13 protein-coding genes, 1 tRNA gene and 2 pseudogenes are annotated in these 19,833 nt (G+C 48.7%); 3 read left to right on the top strand and 13 right to left on the bottom strand.

Going from position 1 to position 19,833, the window contains the following annotated elements; translation table 11 throughout:
• Positions 1-129: 129 nt before the first annotated feature.
• From Q0882_RS15175 to Q0882_RS15160, 4 genes are all read right to left on the bottom strand, one after another.
• Positions 130-2,289, bottom strand: coding sequence for a 4Fe-4S binding protein (locus Q0882_RS15175; RefSeq protein WP_299183373.1), 2,160 nt, complete (start codon positions 2,287-2,289; stop codon positions 130-132).
• Between the two features lie 200 nt (positions 2,290-2,489).
• Positions 2,490-3,821, bottom strand: coding sequence for a diguanylate cyclase (locus Q0882_RS15170; protein WP_299183370.1), 1,332 nt, complete (start codon positions 3,819-3,821; stop codon positions 2,490-2,492).
• A 210-nt stretch (positions 3,822-4,031) separates the two neighbouring features.
• Complete coding sequence (locus tag Q0882_RS15165) at positions 4,032-6,212, bottom strand: ATP-binding protein (RefSeq protein ID WP_299183367.1); 2,181 nt, start codon at positions 6,210-6,212, stop codon at positions 4,032-4,034.
• Complete coding sequence (locus Q0882_RS15160; RefSeq protein ID WP_299183364.1) at positions 6,212-6,613, bottom strand: hypothetical protein; 402 nt, start codon at positions 6,611-6,613, stop codon at positions 6,212-6,214. Before Q0882_RS15160 ends, Q0882_RS15165 begins: the two co-directional genes overlap by 1 nt.
• Positions 6,614-6,874: 261 nt before the next feature.
• Between Q0882_RS15160 and Q0882_RS15155 the strand changes: the two genes are divergently transcribed.
• The 3 genes and pseudogenes from Q0882_RS15155 (at position 6,875) to Q0882_RS15145 (ending at position 11,448) form a co-directional block, all read left to right on the top strand.
• Positions 6,875-7,648: a rhodanese-like domain-containing protein gene (locus Q0882_RS15155; RefSeq protein WP_299183361.1), complete on the top strand. Its 774-nt coding sequence runs from the start codon at positions 6,875-6,877 to the stop codon at positions 7,646-7,648.
• 31 nt (positions 7,649-7,679) lie between these two features.
• A complete protein-coding gene (locus Q0882_RS15150; protein WP_299183358.1) occupies positions 7,680-10,352 on the top strand; it encodes an ATP-binding protein in 2,673 nt (890 codons plus the stop codon).
• Positions 10,353-10,482: 130 nt separating this feature from the next.
• Positions 10,483-11,448 (top strand): annotated as a pseudogene (locus tag Q0882_RS15145) (IS5 family transposase).
• Positions 11,449-11,819: 371 nt separating this feature from the next.
• On the opposite strand, the gene Q0882_RS15140 reads toward Q0882_RS15145, so the two are convergent.
• The 9 genes and pseudogenes from Q0882_RS15140 to Q0882_RS15100 form a co-directional block, all read right to left on the bottom strand.
• Positions 11,820-13,220: an ATP-binding protein gene (locus Q0882_RS15140; RefSeq protein ID WP_299183356.1), complete on the bottom strand. Its 1,401-nt coding sequence runs from the start codon at positions 13,218-13,220 to the stop codon at positions 11,820-11,822.
• Positions 13,217-13,882, bottom strand: coding sequence for a response regulator transcription factor (locus Q0882_RS15135; protein ID WP_299183353.1), 666 nt, complete (start codon positions 13,880-13,882; stop codon positions 13,217-13,219). The genes Q0882_RS15140 and Q0882_RS15135 overlap by 4 nt, the downstream gene beginning before the upstream one ends.
• Positions 13,882-14,505 carry a tetratricopeptide repeat protein gene (locus tag Q0882_RS15130; protein ID WP_299183350.1) on the bottom strand — a complete coding sequence of 208 codons (624 nt, stop codon included), beginning with the start codon at positions 14,503-14,505 and terminating at the stop codon, positions 13,882-13,884. Before Q0882_RS15130 ends, Q0882_RS15135 begins: the two co-directional genes overlap by 1 nt.
• Entirely contained in the window at positions 14,505-15,287 is a 783-nt protein-coding gene (locus tag Q0882_RS15125) for an SDR family oxidoreductase (RefSeq protein ID WP_299183348.1), read from the bottom strand. The genes Q0882_RS15130 and Q0882_RS15125 overlap by 1 nt, the downstream gene beginning before the upstream one ends.
• Positions 15,284-15,934 (bottom strand): iron-containing redox enzyme family protein, encoded by a 651-nt coding sequence (locus Q0882_RS15120; RefSeq protein WP_299183345.1) that lies wholly within the window; start codon positions 15,932-15,934, stop codon positions 15,284-15,286. The genes Q0882_RS15125 and Q0882_RS15120 overlap by 4 nt, the downstream gene beginning before the upstream one ends.
• Positions 15,924-17,429, bottom strand: coding sequence for an AMP-binding protein (locus Q0882_RS15115; protein ID WP_299183342.1), 1,506 nt, complete (start codon positions 17,427-17,429; stop codon positions 15,924-15,926). Before Q0882_RS15115 ends, Q0882_RS15120 begins: the two co-directional genes overlap by 11 nt.
• 8 nt (positions 17,430-17,437) lie before the next feature.
• Positions 17,438-18,118, bottom strand: coding sequence for a thermostable hemolysin (locus tag Q0882_RS15110; RefSeq protein WP_299183339.1), 681 nt, complete (start codon positions 18,116-18,118; stop codon positions 17,438-17,440).
• A 244-nt stretch (positions 18,119-18,362) separates the two neighbouring features.
• Positions 18,363-19,292: pseudogene (locus Q0882_RS15105) on the bottom strand (IS5 family transposase).
• Positions 19,293-19,620: 328 nt separating this feature from the next.
• A tRNA-Phe gene (locus Q0882_RS15100) sits at positions 19,621-19,696 on the bottom strand.
• Positions 19,697-19,833: the final 137 nt, after the last annotated feature.

Here is a 19,833-nt window from a genome sequence, read left to right as displayed (position 1 = left end):
CTCAAATTGACGAATTTCCTAAATGGGATAGTGTTCTGTCGGTTTCAGGCTGATATTCAGGTATAGAAAACGACAACTGCCCTCGGGATAAGGGCAGTTGTCAAAAAATAGGGGAGGTTAAAAACTGGATTAGTCGGTAGCGATAATCGATGGGTCGGGACTGCGAGTTTTTAGCTTTCGCCCCTGGCGTTTTTCAACAATTCTGGGGACGCAGAGCTCTTCACTGTCATAGATGACGACACAGTCCAGACACTGGAAGCACTCGTTGTAATCGATCTTTCCTGAGGGTTCAATCGCCTGATATTCACAACGTTTATTACAGAGCTGGCAGGGATTTCCGCACTCTGTACGCCGTGGTAGCCAGTTAAATATTCTCAGCTTACCAAACAGTGCCAGACCTGCACCGAGAGGGCAGATATAGCGGCAGTAACCCTTATAAACAAACAGGCTGAGCCCCAGAAGAGCGGTGGCCCATAAGACAAACGGCCATGAACGATCAAATAACAGTGTAATACTGGTTTTGAAGGGTTCTATCTCAACAACGCTTCCCGTGAGAGGCACGGAGATCACCGCAGTCACCAGAATCGCTGCAAGTACAAGGTATTTGACCCATTTAAGCTGGGAATCCAGTGTTGTGGATACTTTGATCTGGGGGAGCTTGAGAAAAGAGAGCAGCTTGCCGACCAACTCCTGTAGTGCGCCAAATGGGCAGAGCCAACCACAGAAGGTTCCTCGGCCCCAGATAAAGAATGTGATTCCGATATACGCCCAGAGGATGACTGTCATCGGGTCATAGAGGAAGAATTCAAGACTACGCCCAGCGATCTGGGCTTGTAAGATTCCTGTGATATTAACGATTGAGAGCTGGCCCTGTGCATACCAACCGATGAATATCAGTGTGAATAGCAGATAGAGAGGTCTGAACCAACGTAGTGCCTGACCACCTTGAGTTAACAGTGGGTAGCGGATCAGCACGATGGTCAGAACAAACAGAGCTGTGAGTAATATCGCTATGTCACTACTACGACCCGCCCAAAGGCTATGCCAGGTTTTGTTATCACCCTCTGACGCGATGAAATAGCTATCTGGTAGTGTACTTTCAAAGAGTAGGTCTCGGGTGACGGTTTCAGGATAGAGCCACCCTTTCTGGCGTTCAATATGCAGTTTAAATTCAGCTGGATAAGCGGGATCCAACCCCGCCTGTGCGATCACATGAAACGCTTTCCATTCATGATCCTGTAAGCTTTCCGGGAGTTTGAGTTGATACTCCAGCTCAAACAGGTCGAGGCGGTCACTCAGATCGAAATCTCGCATCTCTATGGGGAGTTCTGCCTGTTGCAGACTTAGCCGTTCAGGGACTTTACCGCGCACAAAGTTATCCCCAGTGAACGAGTAGCGACCATCACCCAGAATCAGGAGAACCTGATCATGGGTAGCGATATTGTCCATCAGGTAGCGCCAGGCTTCAGGCATCAGAAGGTTTTTTCCTACGCTTGGGACGGTCAGGTTGGCAACATATAACTCGATAAAGCGATCTTCAGGTGCTGCGAGGGCCTCTTCATCCTGCCCCTCACCGATGGTGTCCCTGAACAGCTCCTCAACCTGAGTATTGGTAAATTGATAGCGGGTGATTAGTCCCTCCTCGATCAGCTCATCCCAACTCATCGCGGTGAACTGCTGAGTATCTAAGCGTGCAATCAGGTCAGGATCGCGCCCTTTGGCGTACCCCAGTTTCTCTCGTGCTACGTGGAGTGCTGAAGCCAACACTGATTGATTGAAAATACGGATAGATGCAGTGGCTTTGGTAACCCCATCAATATAGGCGTTGGCGGAGTTGGCTTTTGCGGCGGCTGTTGGGTTCGCATCGATCTTTATATTCTGCATCAGCGAGATGCCGGGGTACTGTTTTGCGAAGTTGATTAGTGGCCTCTCACCCAAACCCTCCAGAAAGACTGGTTCATGATGGGAAAGAACGCGCACATCAATGAACTGACCATCAGGGTCAATGGCGATCAGTAGGTTAAAGGGGATACCGGCAAAGCCGGGTACCGCTGCCAGGTCGATAGACTCGAAGGCGTAACCGATCAGTGGGGTCTCAGTTGCATCCTGTTTATACAGTGGCCATATGGGTAGCTCTGGGTCCCTGTCTCCAACAATGTATGGAGAAGGGAAAGCGTCTTCCATCGCAGTTTTATCCATCACCGCAGCATGAATCGATAAGGAAAAGAGCACGGTCAGAAGAGTTGTGGTTAGCATCCAGAGGGTGCGCAGGGAGAGGGTAGATCGCATATTATCAGCTTATCTTATCTTTATTATCCCTCTATATTAGGTAAGGCTGATGCATCGGAAGAACAGTACTTTAGCGCTGTCTGACAGGTAATTAGTCTATGTTTACCTGAGATTAGAGAGGTCGACCTTCTGTGAGCCTGGAAGAGACTCTTCACAAGGGGAGAGTCCTCCCCCTGTGAAAATGATATGGGGGGATCAACTCACTCTTGTGATTGGAAGATATGGTAGCGATTACGGCCCGCTTTTTTGGCTCGATACATCGCAGTGTCTGCCTGACGAATCAGTTCTTTGGCATCAACGTGATGAGCCTGTGGATAAGAGGTCAGGCCGATGCTGGCTGAGACTTTCAGGTGGCAACCCTCGATAATAAAAGGCTCAGCTAGTTTTATCAGAAGCCGTTCTATTCGTGGAAGATTCTCGGAGATCGGGCCAGAATCAGGCATGACCAGAATAAACTCATCACCACCATAGCGGGCAATCGTATCCTCATTGCGGAAAAATGCTTTCATGCTTTCAGCAATATGAATCAATACCCGGTCGCCATAGTGATGACCCAGGTTGTCATTGATCTCCTTAAAACCATCAAGGTCAATACATGCAACGATGAGTGGAAGCTTGCTTCGACGGGCGTGGATTATCGCTTGCATCAGGCGATCCTGTAGCAGGCTTCTGTTGGGCAGACTGGTAAGGTGATCATGATTCGCCCTATGTTCTAATTCATTCTCATGCGCTTTTCTGCGACTGATATCTGAGAACAGGCCGACATAGTTTTGCACATTGCCCTGGTCATCACAGACTGCGCTGATCGAGAGCGATTCTGGGTAGATCTCACCGTTCGCTCTGCGGTTCCAAACCTCCCCCCTCCAAAACTGTTCACTGAGCAGCTGCTCCCACATCGCGTTGTAGAAAGAGGGACTGTGACGCTCTGACTTAAGTACGTTGGGCCTTTTGCCTATGACCTCTTCACCAAATCCTGTGATCTTGGTGAATGCCTGATTTATCTTCACGATGACCCCGGACCTATCTGTGATCATGATCCCCTCCTGCGAGTGCTCAAAGACACTGGCAGCCAGTCGGAGCTCCTGATCTCGCTCTTTTAACTCAGTGATATCCAGCAGAGAGCCGATATAGCCAATAAAGTTATCCTGGTGGTCATAACGTGGCAGACCCTGATCGATAAACCAGCGATACACGCCATCATAGCGTTGGAGGCGATACTCCATTGAGAAGGGCAAACGTTGGTCAAAATGGCTGGTGTAGATATCGAGGCAGTGTTGGAAATCCTCCGGGTGGACCCCCTGGGCCCATTGGTTTCCATACTCCTCTTCCAGAGAGCGACCCCGAAAATCCAGCCAGTTCTGATTAAACCAGTTACACCCTTTACTGGTGTCAGACATCCAAAATAGCACAGGTGATGCATTGGCTAAGGTGTGAAACTTTTGTTCCAGGATTTGAATAACCTCATCCTGACTGGCGTTAGTCTGGCCTTCAAGAAGAATCAGAATATCATCTGCGAGAGCGGGCTTGTCCATCGGTATACCTGTGTTTTCCATGAAGAAAATTGCACAAAGCGCGAGCAGTGTTTGAACTGCCCTATTGCACTGCACTTACAGCGTAGTTCAACGAGTCTGTAAAATGGGCAAAGCTAAAGTAAATGATAGGGGGGAGTGATTTAGGTCAAGCGGTTGTTGTGTGAATCTGTAAGTATTTTGAGAGGACCCATAGCTGAAATACGGGTGTTGCTATGGCTCACTGACCGTCTGTTGTATCGCTTTTCCCTGCCACTGGGTGAGTGTACGTTGTAACTCGTTTGGATCGATCGGTTTGCCGATAAAGTCCTGCATACCCGCTTCACGGCAACGCTGCTGATCTTCAGGCAGGATATTGGCAGTCAGGGCGATAATTGGCGTTTCGCCAATAGGGGGAGGAAGTTTTCTGATGACTCGGGTGGCTTCCAGACCATCCATCTTAGGCATCTGCATATCCATATAGATCAGGTCATAGCGGGTGTGCTGTACCTTTTCTACGGCTTCTAACCCGTTCTCTGCCAGATCCGCGTCATACCCGATCCGTTTCAACAGACTTAATACAACTTCCTGATTGATGAGGTTGTCTTCTACGATCAGAATGGAGAGGGTTTGAGGAGAGCTGGAGCTGCTAGCATCGTCCTGCACAACCTGTTTATTCTGATGATCAATTTCAGCCGTATTGGGAATAGTAACTGGAACCTCAAACCAGAATCGACTGCCGACCCCAAAAGTACTTTCAAATCCCAGTCTCCCCTGCATCAGGTCGACAATCAGTTTTGTGATAGCCAGTCCGAGCCCGGTCCCCCCAAACTGTCGTGTGATCGATGAGTCAGCCTGAGTAAAGCTTTTAAAGATGTTCTGTTGTGCGTTCTGGGAGATCCCTATTCCGCTGTCTTCAACTTCAAAACAGATACCGGTTTGGTGATTCTCTGTGGTGATTTTTTTGAGGCTGATCTGGATATGACCATCGTTGGTAAATTTAATCGCATTACTGATCAAATTGATCAGAACCTGACGTAGGCGAACCTCGTCAGTGGAGATATATTGCTCCAGATCCGGTGCGATCTGAACGATAAGCTTTAACTCTTTTTCATCCACAGCCTGGCGAAACAACCTAATCAAGTCAGAGATCATCTCTCGGAGGTTAAATGGTTTCTCCTCCAGAACTAAGCGGCCTGATTCCAGCTTTGATATATCTAAGATATCGTTAAGGATAACCATCAGGGACTTAGATGAGTTGATAATCGTGGAGACCTTTCGCTGCTGATCCGGGTTGAGTGCTGTACCATCCAACAGTTTGGCCATACCGATGATGCCATTCATCGGTGTTCTGATCTCATGGCTCATTGTGGCTAAAAAGCGGCTTTTAACCTTGTTGGCGGCTTCGGCTTTATCTCGTTCTTGGATAATCTGCTGTTGATATTGAATCGTTTGAGTAATCTCTTTGCCTATTCCGCGGTAGCCCTGAAACTGCCCTTGAGGATCATAAGCAGGTTCACCACTGATTGAGAACCAGTGAACCTGATCATCCAGGTTTTTGGAGAAAACCAGTTGAGTAAATGGGTTTTTTGCTTTGAGTTGTTCCAAATGTGTTTGCCAATCAGCAGGTTCAACTCCAGACGGTATCGCTTGCGTATATGCGCTGCCAAGAAGATCGGTAACAGGCGTCCCGGTCACGGCGGTAAATCGCTCGGAAAGGTAGCTGTAGCAATACTCTGAATCGATCTCCCAAAACCAATCTGATGCAACACCGGCGAAAGCTTCAAACCTTTTCTGTTCTGATTCAACCTCGCTATAGCGAGCCTTGAGGAAAAGATACATAAAGAGCGCCGCGAGAATCGAGGTGATAGCAATCAATATGATGATAGGCCAGTGCCGATTTAGCACAAAATCCCCCAGATGGCTGATCGGAGCGCGTGGGAGAAAAACGGTTAATTTTCCTGTTTTAACAGGAACATCATAGATTAAGAAATCTTGGCTTAAAGTCTCTTTAATCGAGCTGTTTGATCGACTGCGTTGGTATCTATCAGCGACACTGTTTGCGGAAGCTTGTGTGTAGCCTCTACCAACGAGATAGCGCTTATCATTTTCACTCACAATTAATAGGCGGCTGTAGATCCCAGAAGCCAAGTCTATTCTGCTCAGGGCATTGGGTTGTTGTGAGAGTCGGGAGTATGGCTGTTGAGCTGGTGGAGTCGATGAGTGAACTGCAACATGCCAGTCACGGAGGTTGCTATCTTCTCTGACAAACAGGTTTATGAAAAGGTTCTCTTCAATATCAGAGGAGTATTCATAAGCTATGTAGCCGGATACGCAGATACCCACTAATGAAAAGAGCTGAAACCCTATCAGTAGCGGGAGAAGGATACCCTTATAGCGTTTTTTTTTAGTCATTATTCAAGAGAAAATTTATCAGCAATCGACATCAATAATGATCGTTTTCCTTCAACTGCAGCTGAGACCACATACTGATTATTGACACGGGTAACATGGTAATCCACCAGGAACTTATCATTTTTATCGGTCGCAAAGTCAGCACAGAGTGCAAACGATCCGTCACCCTTTTCAAACAGGACAGGATGCATGGCGAGAAACTGTAACTGTTTCACTTCCAGCGTGTTGGGGTCAGTAAAGTGATATCTATCCGCTTCGGTATGTAGTGCAATGTAATCAACCACAGTTCGTTTGAGAGCGATCTTATCAGATGCACTGATTTCCGCTTGAGCCAGAGGTGCGAACGCAAATAGAAATGAAAAAAGGAATAGAGGTTTAAACAGAAGAGTACGAATGTGCATAACGACCTCAAAAGATATCTGCGTCTGGTGTGGTGAGTATCTGCTACTCGATTGCCAAAACTACTCAGACAGTATCTGGAATATGGAATTTAATTGTATAAAAAGCAAGTGGATAGCTGGGATATACAAATAACTGTATCCCCTAAGTGATTAAATTGGTTAATGTTCTTTTCGGTGCTAGATTGTAGTTTACGTCATTCTAGGGTTTTAGCGATTGTTCCAATGATTGAGTTACTTTTACTGTAGTACGGGGAAATAACTATGACCAAAAGATTAGCCAACATCTTTCTTTACAGTTTGTTTATTTTGGCTGCGCCGCTTGTAAAGGCTTTTGAGATTCCTGAAGGGGTCGAGGTCGTAGCGGCTCCCGTAGTAAAAAAAATGGTTGAGCAGGAGAACACTCCGCTTGTTCATGTGCTGAGCCGTATCGAATTTCAGATGCAGCACATTCCTGGCTCCATCAACATTCCAGTTGATCAGTTGGAAAAGAGTTCTCTGCTACCTGTGGATAAAACCGCGCCAGTGATCTTTTACTGTAATGGTACCGCCTGTCCATACAGCCAGCGAGCCTCCAAAAAGGCGGTGACAATGGGCTATCAGAATGTTCACTGGTTTCGCGGGGGGATTCTGGAGTGGCGCAAGTTTCGCTATGAGATGAATGTCGATAAAGATATGGTTGGGATTAAAGTTAAAAAAATTAACCCCCAGCAGTTGCAGACGATGAACCTGGATGACTATATCGTGTTGGATGTGCGCCCAAAATGGTGGCGACAGAGTGCAGAAAAGGCGGGAATTATCGCAGGCACCGATATCATGATTCCTCTGTTGGAGCTTGATAAAAGTTTACAGAAACTGCCACAGGATAAACCGTTGTTTATTGTCGATAGGCTTATGCGGCAGTCTGTTCATGCAGCCAAATACCTGATCAGTAAAGGTGTTTCAGTGGATGGTGTGCTTTTGGGGGGGACAAAAAGGTGGGTCGCAGAGGGTTATCCTGTACTTTCTGAAAACGATGAACCTGAATTTATAAAGTAAGGGTTGTGCGTACCTGCTTATGCTGAATCAGATGAAGCTCTACCGCCGGATTGTTGTGATGGCGGCTATTTTCATCATCATTATCTTCGCCTCAGGTCTGTGGTCTATCCACAGGCTTCAACTGCATGAATCTCAGCGGTTTGATCAACACCTCCAGGGTGAAGCCGAGATGGCTTATAGCATGTTGCAGGATGATATGCTGCGCTTTAAAGCCGCTACCCCCAATATTAAAGTCGATCAAAGCCAGCTTGTTGAGCTTATCTACAATGAAAATTTCGATGCTCTTAGTTATGTTTTTGACGATCTTGCAGGCTTCTATGAGATTGACCTGATCCTTCTGATCTCTGACGGAAAGCTGATTGCGGGTAGTCATAATGTCTCAAAGCGTGAGCTTCCAGCATCGTTGATGACGACGATGATGGCCGAGCCCTTTAGCGAACAAGTGCAGTTTATGTTGCTTGAGAATAGCATCGGTGAGATCGCCCGTTTTTCAGATTCCAGTGTTGTTAGCTATTTTACCAGTGTTGCACTTGAAGACTTTACCGGAGAGGAAGCTGGTCGGGTGATACTGTTCAAGGTGCTGAATGGCAGAGATAAATTTGCAGAGCACCTGTCTGGCAACGCAGAGATTATTTTAACCGTTGAAGGTGAGAGGTCTGTCTTTTCCAGTTTAAGACACCCCTGGGAGTGGAAAGGGGAACAGGCAATTATTTCGGGCCAGAAGGAGTATCGGGTCCATCAGAAAGATATCGAGGGTGTCGGCGGTACCAAGCTTAGCCTGCTGGTGGGGATGGATTATAGGGAGTACAGCCAATCAACATGGCGGCTGATTGTGAGTGAATTAACGACCAATCTGGTGATCCTTTTCGTCGCGGTCTTCTTTTTCTATTTCCTGAAACGTCGTGTTTTTGATGGTGTGAATAAACAGGTGGAGTTGTTAGGTCAGGTTGCAGCTGGCGATCTCAATGTGAGGTATCCCAGATCTCAAATGAACAGAGGTGAGACGCTGGATGAGATCCAGCAGATGGGTGCAGACTTTAATATGATGATGGATCAGCTGCAGGAGCTCTATGAGCAGCTTAATCAGGCCCGCCAAGATGCTGAAGTTGCTACAAGAATCAAGAGTGAATTCCTTGCCAATATGAGCCATGAGATACGTACACCGATGAATGGTGTGGTTGGGATGATCAATCTGGCGGAGCAGGCTGATTCCGATGAGCAGAAGAAGCGCTATATTTGCAAAGCCAAGCTGTCTGCAGAGAAGCTACTGCGTATTCTCAACGATATTCTCGATTTCTCCAAAATTGAATCCAATAAGTTAGATATCGAGCAGACCACTTTTCACTTGTCTGAAGTTCTGGAGAGTACTCGTGATCTGATGCAGCCTGATGCGGATAAAAATGGGGTGCGTTTGGCGATTATGTTCTCAGAAAAAGTGCCACAGGTTCTACGCGGTGATTCACTCAGAATTGGACAGATTTTGGATAATTTGGTGAGTAATGCGATTAAGTTCTCACCGCAGGGGGGAGAGGTTTTAATCTCTGTCGATTTAAAAAAGAGGCAGAGGGCTATTGCTGAATTGAGCATCAGTGTGAGAGATGAAGGGATCGGCATCTCTAAAACGCAGCAGGAAAAGCTTTTTGTTCCCTTCAATCAAGCTGATAGCACCACGACCCGACGCTTCGGAGGGAGTGGTTTGGGGCTTGTGATCTGTAAACGGTTGGTTGAGATGATGGCGGGGGAGATCACGCTGGAGAGCAGAGAGGGGGTTGGAAGTAACTTTACCTTTACACTGCCTTTAGAGGTTTCATCTGATGAGGTGGATGTAGCTGATGAGGCTGTAGATGATTCTACCAACAACGCTCTGACAGTGCTTCGGGGCAGGACTTTGCTGCTTGTAGAAGATAATGAGATCAACCAGGAGCTGATTGTGGCGATGCTTACCATGCACGGGATCTTAGTGGAGAGTGTTTGGAATGGTGCCGAAGCGGTTAGCTGGTTGCAGGAAAACCAGGCAGATGCCGTTTTGATGGATTGTCAGATGCCGGTTATGGATGGCTATACCGCAACTCGTGAGATCAGAGAGATTGAGGGGTTAGAGGATCTGCCGATTATCGCCCTGACAGCCAATGTGACGCAGAGCGATATTGATAAAGCGCTGGCATCAGGGATGGATGACCATGTTGCAAAACCGGTGATATTTGATGATCTGATCTCATCGATTGCTAAATGGGTAACCCCTGAGCTGTACGGTAAAGAGAAAGCGTTGGAAGGTCCAGAAACGGATATCACACCTTCTACAGGCGAGGCTCAGAGCTTGAGGGCGCTTAAGGGTATCAATATTGTTAAAGGCCTTGAACTGATCGGCCATGATGAAACGCTTTATCGCAAGCTGTTACTGCTGTTCCGGGATAAGTATTGCGCTTTCCGTGAAGTATTCACTCAGGCGTTGAGTGATGATATCGACTCTGCCCGTCGTGAAGCTCACTCCCTAAAAGGAGCTGCCGGTAATTTAGGCATGGAGCAGATAGTCAATGCAGCGATTCAGCTGGAAGTTGCCTGTCAGAGAGATGATCAGACGATGATTGCGGAGCGATTTGAACAAACCCTTACCGAGATCAGCATCGTGCTCAGATCTATTGAGCAGCTAGAGCCGTGTGATACTGAAGCTATGAACTCTGGTGAGCAAGAGACGAAACTTTAATGATTGGCTTTGTTGGATAGGTTTTATAGCAATCTTATCTAGGCTCAGAATGATCATGCGCTAAGGAAGATGCGATTAAGTCCTTCCACATGAGATAATTCAGGCTAATCAAAACCTGAAGAGATCGAACATGGAACAGCAGTTATCCTTTGCCGCTAGTGAGTATCAGCACAAACGCCGCCAGACACGTAAAGAGAAGTTTCTAGGCAGGATGGATAAGCTGATTCCATGGAAATGTCTTGAAGCTATCATTGAACCCCACTATCCAAAAACAGGTAACGGTCGTAGACCTTATCCTTTACCCACAATGCTCCGTATTCATTGCATTCAGCAGTGGTATAGCTTGAGCGATCCAGCCATGGAAGATGCTTTGTATGAAATAGCCTCGATGAGGCTTTTCACAGGACTATCGTTAAATAAGTCCATACCTGACCACACAACCATCATGAATTTTAGGCATCTGCTGGAGCGTCATGATTTAGCCCGTCATACTTTTGAAGACGTTAACGCTTGGCTGACGGAGGCTGGGATCATCGTTAAGGAGGGTACGTTGATGGACGCCACTATTATCGAAGCCCCAAGTTCCACCAAGAACAAAGCAGGTGAGCGTGATCCAGTGATGCACCAAACCAAGAAAGGGAATCAGTGGCATTTTGGCTTGAAAGCTCACATAGGGGTTGATGCAAGAACAGGTCTGACACGTAGCTTTACAACCACTTCTGCCAATGAGCATGACCTAAACCAAGCCAGCAGACTGTTGCATGGTGAAGAACACTTTATATTTGCCGATGCGGGTTATCGAGGTGCAGATAAGAGGTCAGAGCTGTAAGACGTTGAGGCTGATTGGTATATCGCCGAACGCCCCAGCAAAGTTAGCGCATTAAAACGCCATCCTCGTATCAATAAAGTACCGATAAGCATTGAGTATATGAAAGCCAGCATCAGGGCAAAAGTAGAGCACCCGTTCAGGATAATTAAATGCCAGTTTGGATTTACTAAAGCTCGGTATCGAGGGCTGAAGAAGAATGATAGTAAATTAGCTATGCTTTTAGCTCTGGCTAATAGGGTTCGGGTGGATCAGATGATGAGGGCTTAGGGTCAGTCCGTCTATATGCTGTAAACACAGCATACTAGGCATTCCAGAACGGGGTAAAAACGTCTAAAAATAGCCGAAAACCATCAGACAGTTCAACTACCTAAAAGACGGGACTTAATCGCAGGTTCCTTAGTCCTCACTACAAGGCCGCATGCTGTTTAGATCACAACGCTATGAAGTCATTAGGCATATTCAGATCAAACCTTTAAATCAACCCGTGCATTAAACTATTTAACAATTCTCCGTGAAGAGGGTGCTCCGCCTGATTGAGATCATGCTCATTCGCAGCGGTTATTGTGAAGCTGTGCGTCAGCCCGGTTTGATAGTTTCAATCAGCTGCAACAGCATATCTGCGCCAAAACCCTGATCCACTACAGCGCACGCTGAAGCCCGCCAATTGTAACCTTCAATCCCGTTCCGTCCGGCTTAGCTGCAGCCAGCTGCACCTGATAACCAAACTGTTCACAAAGCTGATAAACAATCGACAAGCCCAACCCACAACCCTCTATTGTTTGATTGGATGCACGGTAAAATCGTTCAAAAGCAAGTTGCCGCTGGTTGTCTGAAAGACCCGGTCCGTTATCCTCCAGTTCAAGCACAACATCGGTTTCAGACTGTAAAGATCGTACCCAGACCTGCCCCCCCTCCGGTGTATATTTCAGTGCATTGTCCATTAGATTCCGGAGAATGATCGCTAGCGCATCGGGGTTGGAACGTACCACCGGAGCCGCAGAGAAATCTACATGCAGTTGAATCGCTTTAGTGCTGAGCATCTGATTTAACGCATTGTCTTTAAGCGAGGCAACCAGACCCTCCCACGCCACCTCACTCTGCTGGCTGGCATAATGGTTGGTTTCAGTCCGGCTCAGGGTAATCAGTTGGTTAAACAGATTGGTCAGCTTATCGATCCCCTGAATAATATGGCTTTGCACCCGTTTCAGGCGCTCATCTTCCGGGTAGATATTCTGGGCGTGCACCTTAATCGCCGCCAACGGTGTACGAAGTTCATGGGCAGCATTACTGGTAAAGCGCTTCTGTCGTTCCAGCGCCCTATCCAGTGAGATCAGCAGATGGTTTACTGAATCCACCACCTGTCTCAGCTCTGCAGGGATCGAACTCATTTTTAGCGGGGTTAGGTTTTCGGTACTACGTGCGGAGATCTCTCTGCTGATCGATTCCAACGGCGCGAGCCCACGGCGGACAATCAGTGTGATCAGGATAATGATGATAGGCAGCATGATCAGAGGTACGGTGCTGTAAACAGTGGCTACCTCTTCCGTTACCTCATCGCGGATCTCAACCAGTTGCCCCACCTTGATCCAGATCGCCAGCTTTTCGCTGTACAAGGTAAAGGTGCGCCAGGCCTGCTGATTGATGTTTTCGGTAAGGAAGCCCTCCTCAGCGGTAAAGGTCATCACCGAACCACTGGCATCACTGCCCAGCAGCGGTACGCCTTTACGGTTCCAGACCTGAAACGCGAGTTTCTTCTCATACTTGTGACCACTGCTGTCGTACTCACCCTCAGCGTGAATCTCCGGCGGCAGAATCAGGGTCTGCTCCGCCGGGATAATCTCCGGAATGGTGCCGCCGGAAAACTCCAGCTCAATCGAGAGTACCGCCTCCAATACCCGCGAAATCTGCGCGATTTCAGCGTCATAGAGCTCTTCGGTTTCATGGGTAACACGCTGATAACTGATCACAATAGCCAGCAGAATAACAATCCCGATGCTGCTGATCAGAGAGAGAATGAGGAATGTGCGTATTGATCTCAATCGGGTGCGCCTCCAAGCTTGTAACCGATGCCGCGCACCGTCTGTACTATATCTTTACCGAGTTTTTTACGCAGGTGATGGATATACACCTCCACCGTGTTGCTGCCAACATCCTGATCCCAGCTGTAGAGTTTGTCGGCCAGGGCCTGACGGCTGAATACCTGTTCGGGCCGCGCCATCAGATAGTGCAACAGATTAAATTCATGTCGTGACAGCGCCACCGGCGTATTGCCCTGCAGCACCGTATGGTTGGCTGGATTGATCTCAATGTCCGCGTGCCGCAGCGTGGGCGCGCGCTGCTGACTTTCACGCCGCTGCAGCGCCCGTAGCCGCGCCATCAGTTCCGGCAGATCAAAGGGTTTAACCATGTAGTCATCGGCCCCCAGATCCAAACCAGCAACCTTCTCTTCGGTTGAGTCCCGTGCGGTGAGGATCAGGATCGGTGTATCAAACTGCTGGGTGCGCAGCTGTTTCAGCACCGCCAGACCATCCAGATCAGGCAGCCCCAGATCAAGGACCATAACGTCAAACTCGGCGGACTCAGCAAAGCTTAACGCCTGCCGCCCGTTTTGCACCCACTCAACCCGGTAGCCGTTGTAGCTCAGGGCATCCTGTATCCCCTGCCCAAGCAGGGGATCATCCTCAACCAGCAATGTTTTCATCAGAGCGTGCTCAGTAATGTCTCTATCTCAGCCCGACGACCTTTATCCGCTAACTCACGACCCGGACGATTCTTCGCTTCCAACGCGTGCTGTAACACCGTTTTTGCCTGCGCCTTGTCGTTCTGTTCGATCAGGAAGTCGCCGTAAAAAAAGTTACTATCAATACCATCCGGGTTTATTTTAAGCGCTTTCTGCAGATAGGTACGGGCTTTTTTGTCGCTGCCAAAGCCGATCGGCCAACCCGGCACCTGATAATAGAGGCTGCCAAGGCTGGTATAGGCGGAGCCATCCAGTGCAGTCGGGTCCAGCTCAATCGATTGTTCCAGTAGTAATTTCGCCTCTTTCACCAATCCCAATGCCCCCAGACCGCCTTTCTCGCCGGCATAGGTGCTGAGAATGATCGCCCGCCAGATCAGAATCTCGGCCTGCTGCGGAAACTGCTGCATGATTTTTTCCGATTCGGCCACCAATCCCTCAAACAGCTTTTCGCGCTGATCTGTCGGTGCCTCATATTTAATCTGCGCCCAGCTATGTTGCAGTGCCAGCCGCGCTTCATCCTGCGGTGCCGCAAACACCATACTGCTCGCCAGTAACGCAACAATTGCTACCCACTTAGTTTTCATTAGCTTACCTCGCTTTTAAGATATTTATTGATCACCGGTAGCTGCTGTTTTAACTGCCGTGACACCAGCCCCGGAAAAGCGCCGTTCAGTCGAGTAAAGAGTTTTTCTGGCCATCCCACCTGATAACTGCTGGCGGATTTCTGCAGGAATGCCAGTAGCTCGCTGGCAACCCGCTCTGGGGAATCGGTTTTATTGCCCAGTTCACTGTTCATCGCGTTTACTGCATCAGAGTTGATTGCAGTAGCAGTGGCACGGGGAGAGAAATACTTAACCGCTACCGCGCTATCCGCTAATTCACGGGAAAGCGCCTCGCAGAAACCACGCACGGCAAATTTAGTCGCACTGTAAGTGGCATACCCAGGCAGGCCGATCTGCCCCAGGGCGGAGCCGGTATTTACAATCAGGCCATGCCCTTGCTGTAAAAAATGCGCCACCAATAAACGGTTAAGACAGAGCACCGCGGTGAGATTGGTCTGTATCAGGGCTTCTATCTCAGCATCGCTCTGCTTAGCAAAGGTTGTGAACTGGTTAACCCCGGCAAGATTGATCACCTTATCGATCCCCTCTTCACGCAGGGTGTCGAGAATGCGGCTGCGCCCCTCAGCACTGTTGATGTCCGCCACTAGCAGTTGATTGTCATCGCCCAGCTGCACCTGTAGCGGCATCATACGTGCCTCATTGCGGCCACACAGCACAAGCCGGGCACCGCTTTCAGCTAGCGCCCGACAGACCGCTTGCCCAATACCGCCGGTCGCACCGATTATCAGGTAGGCATTACTCATGCGGCCTCCTCTACGGCGGAAAGTACATCGCCATATAAGCGGTAAAAAACATTCGCCGCATGGATGATCACCTGCTGGTCATCCGGGTTGTCGAGGGTGTTCATCAGGTTTTCAAAGAACTTCACATGCTCCAGATCCAGTGAGCCGTGGGAGGTCAGGTAACTGAATGCGTTATCCGGCAGACCTAGCGAGCCTTTCACCAGACCGGCGGTTTCCGTTGCCAGGGCGATGCTGGTGCCTTCCAGTACGTGCACCATGCCAAAAAAGGCCAGTGGATTACCACGGTCGATCTGATGATAGGCATAAGCCACCATCAGATCTGTTGCCATAGCCGGTGTACCGTAACGAACGATGTCCGGATCAACGCCGGTGGTCTGGAGATCGTTAAGAATCCACTGATCATGACCGATCTCCTCCTCAATATACTCAGCCACCGCAACCTGCAGCGCATAATGGCGTTCTGGCAGGCGGGAACCGCAGGCCATCAGTAGCGGCACGGTATGTTTAACATGGTGATAGGCCTGCGTCAGAAATGCCTGATAACGACTGAGGGTGATCTCACCCGCCAGGGTTTTTTGAATCACCGGACGATTAAACAGCGCCTGCTGAGCGGCGGCGGTTTCCTGTACGAGCGTATTAAAAAACATGGGACACCTGCTGTGTAGGTTGTTCTAAATGTGTGAAGTAATCGGCAATCTGGGTCGAAAAATAGCGATAACAGGCCTGTCGCCGTAAGCGCCCATTCCCGGTTAGCAGATCCGCCTTAGCGATAGCTTCCGGGGTAATCTCAATCCAGTACTGAATTCGGGCATAGTCAGGCAACTGGCTATTCAGCCGTTCCAGTTGTTCTATCACCTGCTCTGCAGTGCTTTGGGGCAGGGGTTGCAACAGCGCCACCAGCGCAGGCAGCTCATCAACCAGAATCACGGTGCGGACAACCGCAGGCAGGGCATTGATCTCTGACTCGATCCACTCGGGGCTGATGTTGCGACCAAAGCTGTTGATCTGGACATTTTTCTTTCGCCCGGTGATATACAGGAAACCATCACTATCCAGATAACCAAGATCGCCGCTGGCGTAATAGGCATTCTGAGAGGATGCCTGTTGCAGATAACCCTGCATCTGTGGTCCACGGATCAGAATTTCACCCTGTTCCGAAATGGTTACCCCAGCATGGGGCAGCGGTTTACCCACACTCCCCGGTTGTGCCGCGCCGGGCAAGTTAAGGCTGACAACGGAGCCACATTCACTCAGGCCGTAACCTTCGTAAACCGGCAGGCCAAGGGAATGAGCCTGCTCGATAAGCTGTGTTGAAACCTTAGCGCCACCCACAGCAATAAACTTCAACTGCGTCAGGGGAGCTCCCTGCTGTCGGGCCAGCATCAGGAGCTTGAGCAGCTCGGGCGTCAGAATCAGGCTTTGGGGGTTAGCCTGAATCAGATAGTGGATAAACCGCTGATGATCGATACCGGAAGAGCCCGTTAAGCCCGTCTCGGCAGCCGTTGCCAATACCACTGTTTCCCCCGCACACAAAGGCAGAAACACACCGGCAATGTTCTCCAGCATCACCGCCAGGGGAAGCAGACAGTGATGCTGGGAGATTGCCAGTGGTTGCATAACAGAGCACAGGGAGAAACAAACCTCATCGATCAGAGTATGACTGATCTTCACTCCCTTAGGCGCACCGGTAGAGCCGGAGGTAAACGTCACTAACGCGATATTATTAAACGCATCTGCAACCAATGGATAAGGCTCGATGCGGCTATAGCAATACTCCTCTCCCTGCGGATTACTTTCGGTTTTGTAGAGTGTTGCCAGTTGTGGCTGATCACAGTCGCAGATGATTAGATCAGGAGCGGTTGTCTCAATCAGGTTTTCCACCTGTGCTGAACTGAAGAAGGTCGCAATCGGGATCACTACAATCTGTTGCTGCAGTGCGGCCAACTGCCAAAGTACCCAACTGATACGGTTCTCCTGCCAGATAGCTAGACGTTTACAGCCGTTTTCCAGCAAATAGGCAGCATGTTCGTCAATCCGTTTCTGCAACTGGGCATAGCTCAGTTGCTGTTCAGAACTTTGCAGTGCAATCTTATCCGGCTGAGTGGAAGCGTACGCATTTATGGTTTGCAGCAATCGGCTCATTGCCCACCTCACCCCTTAATCTGTAGATGCTGGTCATCTACTGGCATTGGAATACGTTCGATAATGCGTGTGAACAAAGGCGAAGCACGCAGCACCTGAATACCGGAATCAATATCTCCCGCATACACCTGTGGTTGCTGGTCGTAATAACGTCCCCAATTAGTTGTCTGCTGACTCAATGCCGAAGCGTTAGCAGCCGCCAGAGGATAAAGATTCAAGCCAAGGTTAAGCTTTTCAAAGCTGCGTCGCACCTGGGGTGTAGCGGTTATCACCAGCCACTTGAAGCCCTGCTGCTGGAAGTAGTGCGCTAGACTCAGAATCAGCCGACGTGTCGCCCCCGGGGATATCGAAGCCAGATTCCCCACTTCCAGAATTTGACCCCGCTCAGGGGTGACAGTCAGTCCCCGCTGTTGTTGAATCAGATGTTCTATGGGTTGTGGCAGGTACTGTTCCAGATAGAGTCGAGCAGAGGCTGCTGATTGGTAACCGGCACTAGCGCTAATCCGCTGCTGGTTATCAATTAGCGCCAGCATCTGCGGCAGAAAATCTTTCAGATCAGCACCGTAGGTGGTGTTAAAGCAGCGCCAGGCAAAACGTTCAATATGTTTGCGGTTCGCAGCCGAGGAGATCAGGACGACCTCTGAGCGTTCTGCTCCAGTACGCGGTTCAATACAAAGCTGTGGGTTCATAAGCCATCTCCTCTCGGGTATGGCTTAGAAATTAGACCGATTTTCTTAAGGCTTTCTTAAGACAATTTAAACTAAGTGAGGTGAGTTAATAAAACGCCCGATCTGTTCATCTAGGGAACATGCGATTAAGTCCTGTTTTCTAGCTCATTCTCTCAATAAAACGGCATTTGCGGCGTAATCACACGATTACTGGTCATTTATTACCGCCTGCATGCCGATTTCTCAACATGTAGGCGGATTTAACCTACGCCCGCAGCATCTGATCCACGCGTACAACATTCGCTAAAGCGAATAGCATGGCCAGCTTGCTATCGTTCTTCACCAAGCCACGATAACGGGCCTTGGTAAAACCGAACTGACATTTTATGATCCAGAATGGGTGCTCAACCTTAGCCCGAATACTGGCTTTAAGATACTCTGCTTTTAACTGAACCTTGCTTGGAATTTCAGCAATGTGCCAATCGACTCCAACTCCTTCAAACTCTTTACGACTTTCTGCGCCTCGATAGCCACTGTCTGCGAAAATAAAGTCTTCCTTGCCGTGAAGAAGGTACTCAGCCTGATTGAGATCATGCTCATTGGTTGCTGTCGTTGTGAAGCTGTGCGTCAGTCCTGTTTTTGCATCAACCCCAATATGGGCTTTCATGCCAAAATGCCATTGATTACCCTTTTTAGTCTGGTGTATCTCAGGGGCACGCTTGCCTGTTTTGTTCTTGGTCGAACTCGGAGTTTCAATGATGGTAGCATCCAGTAACGTTCCTTCCTTGACGATTATCCCTGCATCCGTCAGCCAAATGTTAATGGCTTCAAATATCTGACGAGCTAAATCATAACGTTCCAGTAAATGCCTGAAGTTCATAATCGTGGTTCGATCTGGAATTGCACCACCTGATGGCAAGCCCGAAAACTGTCTAATGGGGATTGTTTCGGCAAGTGCATCTTCCATGGCTGGGTCGCTCATGTTGTACCAATGCTGCATGCAGTGGATACGCAACATTATTTCTAAAGGATAAGGGCGGCGACCATTACCTGCTTTAGGGTAGTAAGGTTCTATAACCGCAACCAAGCGGGACTATGGAATCAATTTATCCATTCGATCAAGAAGCTTTTCTTTACTGGTTTAACGCCGCTTGTTGGTGAATTCACTATCAGCAAAAGAAAGTTGGTAATCCATAGATAATCCTCGGCAAATCTGAGTTGAGAATTATCTCATGCTAAAAGGCTTATTCGCAGGTTCCCTAAATTGTTTACAGAAAGACTGATCGGAAAAGTGACCGGAACGTACAGGGCATTACCTACCAAGCTGTTTGGAAAGCTCATTTCCGGTCCTGACTCATCTTCAATTTGATGAAGTAATCTCGAAAAGGGTATCAGCAAAATCTCATTGCTGAATTGCAAACTGATAGACAGAATTTCCTGTCGTTAGACACCAATCCGACCAGATAGGGACCAGAGCTAAGAATCACAAGGAGAGTCAAAATCGCGGGAAGCGAGTAAGGAAGTGGTGCCCGGAGGCGGAATCGAACCACCGACACGGGGATTTTCAATCCCCTGCTCTACCGACTGAGCTATCCGGGCTAATTTGAGCTGTTCCAGAGACAAAAAAGGCCTGCAAAAAGATGTACAAGCCTTAAAAATAAGTGGTGCCCGGAGGCGGAATCGAACCACCGACACGGGGATTTTCAATCCCCTGCTCTACCGACTGAGCTATCCGG

Source organism: uncultured Neptuniibacter sp. (genome assembly GCF_947498015.1).
In the GTDB taxonomy this organism is placed as follows: domain Bacteria; phylum Pseudomonadota; class Gammaproteobacteria; order Pseudomonadales; family Balneatricaceae; genus Neptuniibacter.
This window is presented reverse-complemented; position numbering and strand designations above follow the sequence as displayed.